The 14352-nt window shown below is 63.9% G+C and carries 12 protein-coding genes; 9 read left to right on the plus strand and 3 right to left on the minus strand.

Annotated elements, in window-relative coordinates:
• Positions 1–49 precede the first annotated feature (49 nt).
• From KBB36_RS06140 to KBB36_RS06150, 3 genes are read right to left on the minus strand one after another with little or no spacing between them, the layout of a single operon-like run.
• Positions 50–538: a class I SAM-dependent methyltransferase gene (locus KBB36_RS06140; protein WP_290978051.1), complete on the minus strand. Its 489-nt coding sequence runs from the start codon at positions 536–538 to the stop codon at positions 50–52.
• Between the two features lie 9 nt (positions 539–547).
• On the minus strand, positions 548–994 hold the full coding sequence (locus KBB36_RS06145) for a Crp/Fnr family transcriptional regulator (RefSeq protein WP_290978053.1): 447 nt from the start codon (positions 992–994) through the stop codon (positions 548–550).
• Positions 995–1025: 31 nt separating this feature from the next.
• Complete coding sequence (locus KBB36_RS06150; RefSeq protein ID WP_290978055.1) at positions 1026–3677, minus strand: ABC transporter ATP-binding protein; 2652 nt, start codon at positions 3675–3677, stop codon at positions 1026–1028.
• A gap of 190 nt (positions 3678–3867) precedes the next feature.
• On the opposite strand from KBB36_RS06150, the gene KBB36_RS06155 reads away from it, so the two are divergent.
• From KBB36_RS06155 to KBB36_RS06195, 9 genes are read left to right on the plus strand one after another with little or no spacing between them, the layout of a single operon-like run.
• Positions 3868–5112 (plus strand): glycosyltransferase, encoded by a 1245-nt coding sequence (locus KBB36_RS06155; RefSeq protein ID WP_290978057.1) that lies wholly within the window; start codon positions 3868–3870, stop codon positions 5110–5112.
• Positions 5109–6362: a glycosyltransferase family 4 protein gene (locus KBB36_RS06160; protein WP_290978059.1), complete on the plus strand. Its 1254-nt coding sequence runs from the start codon at positions 5109–5111 to the stop codon at positions 6360–6362. The genes KBB36_RS06155 and KBB36_RS06160 overlap by 4 nt, the downstream gene beginning before the upstream one ends.
• Entirely contained in the window at positions 6356–7495 is a 1140-nt protein-coding gene (locus KBB36_RS06165) for a glycosyltransferase family 4 protein (RefSeq protein WP_290978061.1), read from the plus strand. The genes KBB36_RS06160 and KBB36_RS06165 overlap by 7 nt, the downstream gene beginning before the upstream one ends.
• A complete protein-coding gene (locus KBB36_RS06170; RefSeq protein ID WP_290978063.1) occupies positions 7492–8073 on the plus strand; it encodes a histidine phosphatase family protein in 582 nt (193 codons plus the stop codon). Before KBB36_RS06165 ends, KBB36_RS06170 begins: the two co-directional genes overlap by 4 nt.
• Positions 8070–9236 (plus strand): glycosyltransferase, encoded by a 1167-nt coding sequence (locus KBB36_RS06175; protein WP_290978065.1) that lies wholly within the window; start codon positions 8070–8072, stop codon positions 9234–9236. The genes KBB36_RS06170 and KBB36_RS06175 overlap by 4 nt, the downstream gene beginning before the upstream one ends.
• A gap of 13 nt (positions 9237–9249) precedes the next feature.
• Positions 9250–10044 (plus strand): polysaccharide deacetylase family protein, encoded by a 795-nt coding sequence (locus KBB36_RS06180; protein ID WP_290978067.1) that lies wholly within the window; start codon positions 9250–9252, stop codon positions 10042–10044.
• Between the two features lie 7 nt (positions 10045–10051).
• A complete protein-coding gene (locus KBB36_RS06185) occupies positions 10052–10558 on the plus strand; it encodes a hypothetical protein (RefSeq protein ID WP_290978069.1) in 507 nt (168 codons plus the stop codon).
• Positions 10555–12462: an ABC transporter ATP-binding protein gene (locus KBB36_RS06190; RefSeq protein ID WP_290978071.1), complete on the plus strand. Its 1908-nt coding sequence runs from the start codon at positions 10555–10557 to the stop codon at positions 12460–12462. Before KBB36_RS06185 ends, KBB36_RS06190 begins: the two co-directional genes overlap by 4 nt.
• Positions 12459–14351, plus strand: coding sequence for an ABC transporter substrate-binding protein (locus KBB36_RS06195; protein WP_290978073.1), 1893 nt, complete (start codon positions 12459–12461; stop codon positions 14349–14351). Before KBB36_RS06190 ends, KBB36_RS06195 begins: the two co-directional genes overlap by 4 nt.
• Position 14352: the final 1 nt, after the last annotated feature.

Here is a 14352-nt window from a genome sequence, read left to right on the forward strand (position 1 = left end):
CTCCCCCTGGAATGTCAGAACAACACTCCACTATAAGCCGAGCATCATTTCAAGTTATCGCATAAAGGAAGTAGCGATCCGGCGGAATATCGACAGGTGCCTGCAAGGGCTGCAACCGGGCATGCGCCAGACGCTGGTCTGACAGCACAATGCCGCCGGGCCGGCCCAGGCCGGGCAGCAGGTCTGAAAGCCAGGCGGCCTGGCGTGCATTGGCCGCCGCATCGCCCGAGCCGGTATCGCAATGGATCAGCGCCGCCACCGCGCCCTGGCTGGCAGCAAAGGCCGGCAGGGTGGCGGCGAATTCGCCCAGCACCAGGAAAGGCGCCGCCGGCTTGGATAACGGATGCGCGTTATCGGCCCGATCAAAGGCATAAATCTCGCGGCCGGGCAGTTTTTCGCGCAAATGATCAAAAGTGCGGCCATTGCCCAGGCCCACTTCCAGCACCGGGCCGGGTATGGCGGCGATGGCGCCAGCGGCCCAATCGAGCACAGCGCGCTGCGCCGTCACGCGGCGAATAAAACTATCAAGACGGCTCATGCTGCCAGCCTATTTCGCCCGCGCGGCGCGCAGATCGGCAGTGGTGCGCTCCAGGCGCTGCGCCAGCACGCGCATGATCTCGATGGCAATCTGCGGAAAATCGTTGATCAGGCGGAAAAACAAATCCTTGGCGATGCGCAGGGTGATCAATTCGCTCACGGCGGTGACGGTGGCGGTGCGCGGCACATCGCACAGGATGGCGATCTCGCCAACAAAATCATGCTGCTTCAATCGCGCCACACTGAGCGGCCCGCCCGGTGTGTTGACGGTGACATCGGCCTCGCCGCCGAAGATGACATAGGCGGCATCGCCCGGGTCGCCCTGGTGAAACAGCACATCGCCCGGCTTGTAGATGATGCGCTGGCTGGTGAAGGCCAGCAGCTTCAGCTTCGCCGGCTCGATCTTGGCAAAGAGCGGAATACGCCGCAGCGCTTCAACTTCCTCGTTCAGACTCATGACACTCAGCCCCCTCGTTTCAAGCTGCGGCTCAACCGGCCAGCATCTGCTTGAAGCCCGTATTATGTTCGGCCAGTTCGGCAAAACGGCCCTGCGCCACCAGCCGGCCCTCTTCCAGCACCAGCACCAGATCAAAGCCTTCGGCATCGGCGGCGCGTTGCAAAGACCAGACCAGGCCGGCTCCGGCGCGCCGCTCCAGCATGGCGCGCAGCACCGCAGCATGGCTGCGTGGATCGAGCGAAGCGGTGCTTTCAGAGAGCATGATCCAATCCGGATTCTTGAGCAAGGCGCGGGCTATCGCCAGTTTCTGGCGCTGCGCAGCGCCGAGCCGGGCGCCGGCAATGCCAACTTCGAACAGGAAACCCACTTCGATGATCGGCTCGCGCAGGCCGCATTGTGCGATCACATCGGCCATCACGCGGCCGATCTTCTCCTGCGCCTGGGCCTGACCATAGGCCACGCGGCCAAACAGGATGTTGTCGACGATGCTGGCCGAGGCGGTGAATTGCTCGGGATCAAAGAAGGCGATGGCAGCGCGGCGCTCGGCCGGCAGGGTATCGGCAAAAATCTTGCGGGCGCGCAGAATGGCGGCGCGCTCGGCTTCGTCGAAATGCCCCAGGCGATGCCGCGCCAGGATCAGCTTGAACGGCAGCGCCATCAGCCGCGCCCTGTCGGCCTCGGCCACCTGGTTCAGCATGTCGGGCCGCACGCGGGCGATCAGTTCCTTGTATTCCGGCAGGTCATCCGACGAGATGAAACTGAATTGCTGGAAGAATTCATGATCCGGCGGCAGGTCGGCGAACAATTCCACCATGGTGGAGGCCACTTCATGGCCGATCTGCAAGAAGCGCTCGCGCAGGCCAACGGCATCCAGCACCTGCATCATATGCGGATCGCGCGCCATGGTGTCGACATTGTAGGCGCCGTCGCGGGCGGTGCCGAAGATCAGGTTTTCCGCCACCGTGGCATTGCTGTTGTAGCGTTCCGGGTCCCAGCCTTCGACCAGATCGGCGATATCGCCATCGGCCAGCCGCGAGCGGAAGGCCCTGCGTGCTTCCAGCACCTGCTCGGCCAGCGCGGCCTGGCGCTTTGGATCAATCGTGCCGCGCATGCCATATTGATACACATCCTCATCGAAGGCGGCGACATGCAAGGCGGCAATGGCCTGCTTGGTCAATTCCTCCGGACTGGCAGCACCGGCACGGCTGAAATTGGTCCAGTCGGCATCAATATCGTGCAGGATATTGCCCGAGGCGCGCAATTCCACCATCTCGCGCTCATATTGGCGCTTGTGGCGCTCGTCGCGCTGCTTCGGCCGCACCGGCCGCTGGCGCAGGCCCAGCAGCAGATTGTCGCCCAAAGTGGCATTGAAGATGTGCGATGCGGCGCCAACATAGGCCAATTGCCGCCCGGTGACGGTTTCCGGCAGGTCGGCCAGAACATGGCCGTTGATCGTGATCTTGCCGCGGCTCGGCTCCTGCAAACGCGCCAGCACTTGCAGCAAGTCTTCGCGCCCGGCGCCGCCCAGCACCGCCACGCGGGCCGGCCAGGGCAGCGTCAGGCTGATACCGTCCAGCACCGCAACACCCTGATCGTCCTGCATCGACACGGCGTTGAGCGTTATTGGCCCGGTCAGGGCCACCGGCTCGGCCGGCTCGCTCAGCAGATCGTCAATCGGCCGCATGCCGGGCGGCTCGAACTGCGTCACCACCTGCTCGTATTTCTGCTTCACATCCTCGCGGGTCTGGTAATGGTTGAGCAATTCCTTCCACGGCGCCGCCATTTCCTTATGCGCGTTCACCGCCGCAATCACGGTGCCTACATCCATCTGGCCCTTGATGACGAAATAGCCGCCGATGGCATAGAAGAAGAACGGCCCGAGCTGCTGGATGAAATTATTGACGAATTTAATGACAAATTTACGCTGAAAAATCTCCACCCGTATCCAGTAGCTCACCCCCAGCCGCTTGGCGAAATCGGCCAGCATGCGGTTGGAATTGTCATGCGTATGCACTTCCAGCACGCCGGTCACGGTCTCGCCGATGCGATCTGACAGTTTGCGCTGGTTCTTGATCCGCTCCTTGCCCAGCGCGCGCACATGGCGCTGCAATTTCGGCACGATGTAGAACTGGATCGGATACAGCGCCACGGCGGCCAGCGCCATCACCGGATTCTGGATCATCAAGAATCCGAAAATCACCAGCAGCATGCCGCCCTGGAAAATCGGCAGCGCAAAACTTTCGCCGATGAAGCCGCCCACCGGCTCCACTTCGGCGATGATCATCGGGATGATTTCGCCCTGGCTGGTCTTGCGGAAGGTGGGCAGCGGAAAGCGCAGCACCTGCGCGTATAAATCATAGCGCAGGCGGCGCAGCATACGCTCGCCGGCAATGCCCTGAAATACGTTGATAACGTATTTGAAGCCCTGCTGGATCACCACCAGCACCAGGAAACCGAAGCACAGCACCAGCAGATATTGCACCGCATCAAGCTGCAGCCAGCCGAGGCCGAACAGATCAAGCGGATACTGCACGCCCTTGCCGGCAATGCCCTCGTTGATAATCGTCTTGGGCATCGACAGGTAATAATAATACGGGATGAATGAGGCAATCGAGAGCAGGGTGATGATGACCTGCTGCTTCAGGCTATGCCTGATAATGAATTTGTAGAGGTTCTTTTCCACGCCATGCCCCCTGCGGCCCGGGCGCAGCTTATACTAGGCCGTAAGCAGCCGCCAACCGCTCCGTCAAGGGCAGATAACCGCCGTTACCCTATATTAATGTATAGAGCGGTAGCGCCGCTCTACCCCTTGGCCCGAGCCGGGCCGGCATGCAATAGTCGGCAAGGCAAGTCACACCCTGGGGGGTTCCAGCATGGTGTCGCGCAGCGACGGTACGCGTGTGCTGATCTACAGCCACGACACGTTCGGCCTCGGCCATTTGCGCCGTTGCCGCACGATTGCGCATGCCCTGGTGGAGAGCAACCCGGACATGTCGGTGTTGATTCTCTCCGGTTCACCGATCATCGGCAGTTTCGACTTCCGCTCACGGGTGGATTTTGTGCGCATTCCTGGCGTCATCAAGTTGCGTGACGGCCAGTATAATTCACTCAACCTGCCGATCCATATCGAAGAGACGTTGAAGCTGCGCGCGGAGATCATCCAGCATACCGCGCGGATTTTTGATCCGGATATCTTCATTGTCGACAAGGAGCCGCTTGGCCTGCGCGGCGAAGTGGCCGATACGCTGCGTATGTTGAAGGCGCGCGGCACCAAGCTGGTGCTCGGCCTGCGCGATGTGATGGACGAGCCGAAGGCGCTGGAGCCGGAATGGCGCCGCAAGAATGTGATGCCGGCCTTGCGTAATCTCTACGACCAGATCTGGGTTTATGGCCTGCCGCAATTCTGCGATCCGCTGGAAGGCATCGACCTGCCTGACAAGGTGGCGCGCAAGATCGTTTATACCGGCTATCTGCCGCGCAGTTCATCGGAACCGCCCAGCGAGCATCAATTGCCGGAAATCACCCAGCGCCCCTTCCTGCTGGTCACACCCGGCGGCGGCGGCGATGGCGAAGGCCTGATCGAATGGGTGTTGCGCGCCTATGAAAGCAGCGAGATCGTGCCCTATCCGGCTTTGCTGGTGCTGGGGCCGTTCATGCAGCGCGAACGGCGCAGCGAATTCCTCGCTCGCGTCGCCAAGCTGCCGCGCATAGAGGCCATCACCTTCGATGCCCATATGGAGCATCTGGTGCAGAATGCCGTGGGCGTGGTGGCCATGGGCGGCTACAACACCTTCTGCGAAATCCTGTCGCTGAACAAACGCGCCATCATCGTGCCGCGCAAGAAGCCGCGCATGGAACAGTATATCCGCGCCGCCCGGGCGCAGGAGCTGGGCTTGGTGCGCATGCTGGAAGACGACGAAAGTTATGATGCCGCCGTCATGGCGGCTGCCCTGCGCGCCCTGCCGCGCCAGCGCCTGCCTTCGGAAGTGGTGATCCCCGGCCTGCTGGAGGGCTTGGAGAATGTCAACCGCCTGGTGCAGCCATGGCTGCGCCCGGTGCCGCGCGATGCCGAGGCCGGCCAGGACGATGCCAATCGGGTGGTTGAGTTCCGCGCGTGACCGCTGTGCCCGTGGCTTTTGTGCTGAAGGGCTATCCGCGCCTTTCAGAGACCTTCATCGCCCAGGAAATTGCCGCACTGGAAGCGCTGGGGCTGGATATCCTGATCGTTTCGCTGCGCCATCCCACCGACAAGAAGCGCCATGCGCTGAACGACCGGATCAAGGCGCCGCTGCTCTATCTGCCGGAATATCTCTACCAGGAACCTTTGCGCGTGTTGCGCGGCTGGTGGCATGCCCGGCGCCTGCCCGGCTATGGCGCGACGCTGCGGCTGTGGTGGCGCGACCTGCTGCGTGATCCCTCGCCCAATCGCGGCCGCCGGCTCGGCCAGGCGCTGGTGCTGGCCGCTGAATTGCCGCCACGCTATCGCCATATCCACGCGCATTTTGTGCATACGCCGGGTTCGGTGGCGCGCTATGCAGCACATCTGCTTGGGCTGCCCTGGACCGCCTCGGCCCATGCCCGCGACCTGTGGACCACGCCGGCCTGGGAGAAGCAGGAGAAGTTCGCCGATTGCCAATGGGCGGTAACCTGCAACGCGCATAACATCACGCATCTGCGCAGCATCCATGCCGCCGCCAAGGTCAGCCTGGTGTATCACGGCATCGACACCAGCCGCTTTCCACCGCCGCCTGAGCGGATTGAACAGGCCAATAATGACGGCAGCCGGGCCGAAACGCCGCTGCATCTGGTATCGGTGGGCCGCGCCGTGGCCAAGAAGGGCTACGACACGCTGCTGGATGCGCTGGCCTTGCTGCCGCCCGGGCTGCATTGGCGGCTGGAGCATATCGGCGGCGGGCCTTTGCTGCCGCAACTCAGGCAGCAAGCCGAGAAACTGGGCCTCGCCGAACGGATCACCTGGCGCGGCGCCCAGGCTCAGGATGCGGTGATTGCGGCCTATCGCGCCGCCGACCTGTTTGTGCTGGCCAGCCGGCAGGACCAGGATGGCGATATGGATGGCCTGCCGAATGTGCTGATGGAAGCCCAGAGCCAGGGCCTGGCCTGCCTGGCCACCCATATCTCCGCCATCCCGGAATTGATCGAGCCGGAACGCACCGGCCTGCTGGTGCCGCCGGAAGACCCCGCCGCCCTGGCCGCTGCCCTGCGCCGCCTGATCGAGCAGCCGGCCTTGCGCCAGGCTTTGGGCGCGGCCGGTGCCGAGCGGGTGCGCAGCCAGTTCAGCATGCAGGCCGGCATCGCCGAACTGGCGCGCCGCTTCGGCCTGCCTGATCCGGGTGCGGCACCATGCTGATCGGCTTCTATGCCCCGCTGAAACCACCCGACCATCCGGCGCCATCGGGCGACCGCCGCATGGCGCGACTGCTGATCGCCGCCTTGCAGGGCATGGGCCACGAGGTGCAGGTACTGTCTGACCTGCGCGCCTATAACAGCGACGGCGATGCCGCCCGCGAGGCTTCCATTGCGGCGGCTTCCAGTGCGGAAGTGACGCGGTTGACGCGGCTTTTCGCCGGCCCGCCGGTGGCGGTGCCAGATCTGTTCTTCACCTATCATGTCTACCACAAGGCTGCCGATTACCTTGGTCCCGTGCTGAAGCAGCGTTTCCAGAAACCCTATGTGATCGCCGAGCCGTCTGTGGCGCCGAAACGCGCTGCTTCGGCCTGGGCCAAGGGCTATGTGCAGGCGGCCAATGCGATTCGCGCCGCCGACGCGCTGTTCTGCCTGACCAATCTGGACCGCGCCTGTGTGGAAGCCCTGGCCGGGGCTGACAAGGTGCATGCCCTGCCGCCTTTCCTGGATGCGGCGCCCTATGCCCGTGTACGGGCGCATCGCGCCGCCTTGCGGCCAAGCTGGGCGCAGCGTTTCCGCCTACCGCCGGATGAACCCTGGCTGCTCAGTGTCGGCATGATGCGCACAGGCGACAAGCTGGCCTCGTTCCGCGCCCTGGGCGACGTGCTGGGCCGCGCGCTCGACAAGCCCTGGCGCCTGCTGGTGGTGGGCGATGGCCCGGCCCGCGCCGAGGTGGAGGCGGCCCTGGCGCCGCTGGGTTCGCGCGCCAGCTTTGCCGGCCTGATGAATGCCGAGGAAATTGCCGGCGCCTATGCGGTGAGTGATCTCTATATCTGGCCTTCGGTGAACGAGGCCTATGGCATGGCGCTGCTGGAAGCCCAGGCCTGCGGCCTGCCGGTGCTGGCGGCCGATACGCGCGGCGTGCCGGATATTGTGCGCCATGGCGAAACCGGCTGGCTGACGCCGCTGGGCGACTGGGCCGCGATGGCGGCGGCTTTGGCCGATCTGCTGCAAGCGCCCGGCCGGCTGGAATACATGAGCGAGGCGGCTTTGGCCAATGTGGCTGCCGAACATGACCTAGCCGCCACGCAGCGCCGCTTTGCCAGGCTGTTTGCAGAATTGGGGCTGCCGGCATGATCCGCCTCGCCCTGCTGCGCCATGGCCGCACCGCCTGGAATCTGGAAGGCCGCCTACAGGGCCGCGCCGACATCCCGGTGCTGGAAGATGCTTTGGCGACCTTGCGCCAGCGCCGCCTGCCGCTGCCCTATGCTGCCTGGCCCTGGCTGGCCAGTCCGTTGCTGCGCGCCGGGCAGACCGCCGCCGCCTTGGGCATCCAGGCCAGCCCCGAGCCGGCGCTGATCGAGACCGATTGGGGCGGCTATGAAGGCAGGCTGCTGCGCGAGCTGGAAACCGACCCGGCCTTCCGCGCCAACGAGGCTCTGGGCCTGGATTTCCAGCCGCCCGGCGGCGAAAGCCCGCGCATGGTGCAGCAACGCCTGGCGCCGCTGCTGGCGCGGCTGGCCGCCAGCGGCCAGGATTGCGGCGCCGTGTGCCACAAGGGCGTGATGCGCGCCGTGCTGGCCTGGGCCTATGACTGGCCGATGCTGGGCAAGCCGCCGGCGAAGCTGGACTGGTCGGCCTTGCAGGTTTTTCATATCGAGGCCGATGGCCGGCCACGCCCCGGCCAGATCAACATTGCGCTGGAAGCCGCATGACGAAGCCCAACAGCCCGCTGCCCCGCATTCTTATTTATGTGCAGCATCTGCTGGGCGTGGGCCACCTGCACCGCATCGCCGCCATCGCCCGCGCCCTGGCCAAGCAGGATTTTGCCGTGCTGCTGGTTTCCGGCGGCTATCCCGATCCCACCCTGGGGCGGCTGGACGGTATCCGCTTTGCGCAACTGCCGCCGGCCCGCGCCGCCGATGCCAGTTTCCGCATCGTGCTGGATGAAGCCGGCCAGCAAGTGGATGAAGCCTGGTGGGACAAACGCCGCGCCGCGCTGTTCAGCCTGTTTGACGATTGGCGCCCGGCCATCGTGATCACTGAACTGTTTCCCTATGCGCGGCGGCCGATGCGGCATGAATTGCTGCCCTGGCTGGCGCATATCCGTTCAAGCCAGCCGCGCCCGCTGGTGCTGAGTTCGGTGCGCGACATCCTGGTGGACCGCACCAAGCCGGAGCGCGACCTGGATGTGCTGAACTGGCTGGACAGCTATTACGACGGCACGCTGGTGCATGGCGATCCGGCTTTCATCCCGTTTGAGCAAACCTTTCCGCTGGCGCATCGTATCAGCACGCCACTGCATTACACCGGCTATATTGTCGAGCACGAGGATTTGCTGCCAACCAGCGCCGGGCGCGACGAAGTGCTGGTCTCGGCCGGCGGCGGCGCCGTGGGCATGCCGTTATTCAATGCCGCCATCGCCGCCCGGCCGCTGAGCCAGGCTGCCGGGCTGACCTGGCGCCTGCTGGTTAGCCGCAACGAAAGTGATGCCGATGTGGCCGCGCTGCGGGCGGAGGCTGCCGGTCAGCCGGGGGTGATCGTGGATTGGGCACGGCCGGATTTCCCCGGCATGCTGCGGCAATGCCGGCTCTCGATCAGCAAGGCCGGCTACAACACCGTGATGGAAACCCTGGCAGCCCGCGCCCGCGCCGTGGTGGTGCCGTTTTCCGGCGGCGACGAAACCGAGCAGGCGCTGCGCGCCGATTTGCTGGCACAGCGCGGCGCGGTGCAGGCTTTGCGCGAGAGCGATCTCAGCCCGGCCAATCTGGCCCAGGCGGTGGACCGCGCCCTGGCGCTGCCGCTGCCGGAAAAGCCGGTGCTGGACCTGAATGGCGCCGCCAATACCGCCGCCTTGCTGCGCCGTCTGCTGCCATGAGCAACCTCCTATCATGAGCAGCTGGCAGGAACTGGATGCTGAACTGGATGCCTGGAGCCAGGCCGGCCGCCGGGCTTTGTTCTGGTGGCGCGATGATGACGCCACGGCGCCCAGCCCGGCCCTGGAACGCCTGCTGACCTTGCAGGCCGCAAGCAATGCACCGCTGGCCCTGGCGGTGATTCCGGCTGCCGCCGAGCCGGCATTGGCGCGGCGGCTGGAAGACCTGGCCGCGATTGCTGTGCTGCAACATGGCCATGCCCATGCCAATCATGCCCCGGCAGGCGAGAAAAAAAGCGAATTCCCCGCCAGCCGGCCGGTGACGGACAGCCTGGCCGATCTGCGCCAGGGCCGCAGCCGCATGCAGGCGCTGTTTGGCCGGCGCCTGCGCCCGGTCCTGGTGCCGCCCTGGAACCGCATTGCGGCAGGCTTGCTGCCCCATCTGCCGCGCCTCGGGTTGCATGGAGTTTCAGGCTTCAAAAGCCGCGATGATGCCTGGGCCGCGCCCGGGCTGATGCAGGTGAACACCCATCTCGACCCGGCCGATTGGCGCCGGGATGCCGCCTTTATTGGCGAAACCGCCTGCCTGGCGGCTGCCATTACGCATCTGCGGCTGATGCGCGATGTGGCGGAACCGGAAGCCTTGGGCCTGCTGACCCATCATGCCCGCCATGATGGTGCGACCTGGGCTTTCATCGCCCGTTTCCTGCATCATGTGGCGGGCCATTCTGGCACCCTGTGGGTGGATGTGGATGCTGCTTTCGGCGCCGGGCCGCCGCAATCGGCAACCAGCCCGCGCGCATCGTCATGAAGCGGTCATGACCCGGCTGTATTACCCGCTCTCCCGGTTGTGGCCCGATCATCTGCGTGCCGGGCTTGGCTTGGTCTTTTGCGTCGCTCTGATGTTGTTTAACGCACCGGTATCTGTCATCTTTTTTGTCCTTGCCGGTGTAAGCCTGCTGCTGGCTTGGCTGTGCGTTCACACCTTGTGGCGCCAGCAGACCGAATTCGCCCTGGATGGCGATGCTGTGCAGCAGATCAGCCGCTGGGGCTGGGCGAAGCCGAAACGCATCGCCTGGGGGGAACTACGCAGTGTGAAGCTGCGCTATTTTTCCACCCGGCGCGATGGCAGTGCCGGCTGGATGACAGTGACGATCAGGGGCCACGGGGGAAAAGTGCGCGCCGATAGTGATCTAGAAGGTTTTGAGCCGCTCGTATTGCGGGCGTTGAACGAGGCGATGCGCCAGGGCCTGACCCTGGATCCCGCCACGGAAATAAATGCGCGCCTGTTGCAGCAGGGCTTGAACCGGAATGGCCTGCTATGAGTGATACTGCCGTCAGCATGAACGCGAATGTCATTGATGTCCGCGACCTGAAAGTGCATTTCAAGGTTGCCGAAGGTCTGATCCGCGCGGTGGATGGCGTCAGCTTCCGCGTGCCACAGGGCAAGACCGTGTCGCTGGTGGGCGAATCCGGCTCGGGCAAATCGGTGGTGAGCCAGGCCATCATGGGCATCCTGCCGCGCGCCGCGCATATCGCCGGCGGCGAAGTCCTTTTCCATGATGCCGCCAATGGCGGCAAGATCACCGATATCGCCAAGCTGCCACGCGGCGGGCCGGAAATGCGCCAGCTTCAGGGCGGCCGCATCTCGATCATCTTCCAGGAGCCGATGACCTCGCTCAGTCCGCTCCACACCATCGGCAACCAGATCACCGAGGCGCTGCGTCTGCATCGCAAATCCAGCCAGGCCGAGGCCGACGAACTTTCCACCGACATGCTGCGCCTGGTGGGCTTTCCCGATCCGGCGCGGGCGATGAACACCTATGCCTTCGAGCTTTCCGGCGGCCTGCGCCAGCGCGCCATGATTGCCATGGCGCTGGTCTGCCGCCCGGCCCTGCTGATCGCCGACGAGCCGACCACGGCGCTGGACGTGACTATCCAGGCGCAGATTCTGAAACTGATCAAGGATCTGCAGGCCGAGCTGGGCATGGCCGTGCTGATGATCACGCATGACCTCGGCGTGGTGGCCAACATGGCCGACGAGATCGTGGTGATGTACCACGGCAAGGTGATGGAGCGCGGCTCGCTGGATGATATTTTCCGCAAGCCCGAGCATCCCTATCTCAAGGCATTGCTCAACGCCGTGCCGCGTTTTGACATGAAGCCGGGCGAGCGGCTGGTGCCGATCCGCGAGATCAAGGCCGAAGTGGGCGGCCTGCTCAAGCGCCGCGCCGCCATGCAGACCGAATGCGGCGAAACCCTGCTGGAAGTGAGCCATCTCACCAAGCGTTTCACGATCCGCAAAAGCGGCTTCTTCTCGCCCAGGGCCACGGCTTCGGCGCTGGCAGTGGATGATGTCAGCTTCACCGTGCAACGCGGCGAATGCCTGGGCCTGGTGGGCGAAAGCGGCTGCGGCAAAACCACCACCAGCAAAATGATCATGCGCGCCGTGTCGCCCGACGAAGGCGATATCCGCTTCCATGATGGCGGCGAGGCGGTGGATGTGCTGAAGCTGGATGGCCAGGCTTTGTTTGATTATCGCCGCAAGGTGCAGTTCATTTTCCAGGACCCGTTCTCGTCGCTCAATCCGCGCATGACGGTGTTTGACATCGTTTCCGAACCGCTGGTGATCCACAATATCGGCGACGAGGCCGAGCGTTTCCAGCGGGTGAAGGAATTGATGACCCTGGTGGGGCTGGATGTGCGCCATCTGCGGCGCTATCCGCACAGCTTCTCCGGCGGCCAGCGCCAGCGTATCGGCATCGCCCGCGCCCTGGCGCTGCAACCCGACCTGCTGATCTGCGACGAGCCGGTTTCGGCGCTTGATGTGTCGATCCAGGCCCAGGTGCTGAACCTGCTGAAGGATTTGAAGCAGGAACTGAACCTGACCTACCTGTTCATCTCGCATAACCTGGCGGTGGTGGATTACATCGCCGACCGCATTGCCGTGATGTGCGCCGGCCGGCTGGTGGAACTGGCGCCGCGCGAAGCGCTGTTCAAGCAGCCGGTGCATCCCTACACCAAGGCGCTGCTTTCCGCCGTGCCGAAGCCGGACCCGAATGCGCGCCTCGATCTTAAGCTGCTGATGGAAGGCAAGGCGTCGAACCCGGCGCTGTGGCCCGCTCCCTTCACCATCGATGGCACCACCCGCCCTGCGCTGATTGATCTTGGCGACGGGCATTTTGTTCGGGCTGCGGCTTCGGCCGATGCCCGGGAGCTTGTGGCATGATCCGTTCGCTATTTGCTGCTGCCCTGCTCGCCGCTGCCCTGCCCCTGGGCAATGTGCAGGCCGCCTACAAGGAAACCCTGTCGCTGGCCGCCGATGTGGCGGCAGGCAAATTACCCAAGATTGAGCACAGGCTGCCGGAAAATCCGCTGGTGGTGAAATTCAGCGGCGCCAACAAGGCCGGCCAGCAGGGCGGCGAGATGCGCACCCTGATCGGCCGCGCCCGCGAAGTGCGGCTGCTCAACACCATCAGCTACAACCGGCTGGTGGTGTATAACGAGAAATACGAATTTGTGCCCGACTTGGCCGAAAGCTTCGAGGTGGAGGATGAGCGCGTCTTCACCTTCCGGCTGCGCAAGGGCCATAAATGGTCGGATGGCACGCCGTTCACGACCGAGGATTTCCGCTATTTCTGGGAAGACCTGGCCAATAATCCGGAAATCAGCCCCTCCGGCCCGCCGGTCGATTTGCTGGTGGACGGCGAGAAGCCGGTGGTGGAATTTCCCGATGCGCAAACCGTGCGCTATAGCTGGAAGCAGCGTAATCCGAAATTCCTGCCGCGCATCGCCGGCACCAGCGCCTTCTACCTGTATCGCCCGTCGCATTACCTGAAGCAGTTCCACGCAAAATATGCCGATCCGTCGAATCTGGCGCGGCTGGCGGCGGCGGAGAAGCGCGCCAACTGGGCCGCGCTGCATAACAAGATCGACAACATGGTGGAGAACGACAATCCCGATCTGCCCACCCTGGATGCCTGGATGATGCAGACGCGGCCGCCGGCAATCCGCTTTGTTGCCGTGCGCAATCCGTATTACCACCGCGTTGATGCCAATGGCGTGCAATTGCCCTACATTGACCGCGTGGTGATGGCGCAGGCCGATCCCAAGCTGATCCCGGCCAAGGCCGGCGCCGGCGAGGCCGATATCCAGTTCCGCACCATCGCTTTCTCGAATTTCACCTTCCTGAAGGAAAACGAGAAGCGCGCCGGCTACAAGACCCTGCTGTGGAAGACCGCCAAGGGTTCGCATTTCACGCTCTATCCAAACCTGAATGCCAACGACAAGGTTTGGCGCGAATTGCTGCGCGATGTGCGTTTCCGTCGCGCCTTGTCGCATGGCATCGACCGCGAGGCGGTGAACCAGTCACTGTTCTATGGTCTGGCGCAGGAAGCCAACAACACGGTCCTGCCGGAAAGCCCACTATTCCGCCCGGCCTATCAAAGCCGCGACACCGAATTTGACCTTGCCAAGGCCAACGCGCTGCTCGACGAACTGGGCCTGACCAAGCGCGGCAGCGACGGCATCCGCCTGCTGCCCGATGGCCGGCCGATGGAAATCATCATCGAAACCGCCGGCGAGGTTTCGGAACAGATCGACGTGCTGGAACTGATTGCCGAAAGCTGGGCCAAGCTGGGCATCAAGATGTTTCCCAAGCCGAGCCAGCGCGATGTGCTGCGTAATCGCATCTTTGCCGGCGAAGCGCTGATGTCGGTATGGTCGGGCTTGGAGAATGGCGTGCCCAATGCCGCCGCCAGCCCGTGGGAACTGGCGCCGACCTCGCAATTCCAGTTGCAATGGCCCAAATGGGGCCAGTATTTCGAGACCAAGAACAAGAGCGGCGAAGCGCCCGACATGCCCGAGGCGCGGGAATTGCTGCAACTGAACGAGCAATGGAATGATGCCGGCGACCTCAACACCCGCGAGCGCATCTGGCACCGCATGCTCACTATTCACATGGAGCAGATGTATACTTTGGGCGTCATCACCGGCGTGTTTCAGCCCATCGTGATCAACCGCCGCCTGACCAATGTGCCGGCCGAGGGCATCTACAACTGGGACCCGGGCGCGCTGATCGGCATGTACCGGCCTGAAACCTTCTGGCTCAAGCCGTGAG

Source organism: Ferrovibrio sp. (genome assembly GCF_017994015.1).
GTDB lineage: Bacteria > Pseudomonadota > Alphaproteobacteria > Ferrovibrionales > Ferrovibrionaceae > Ferrovibrio.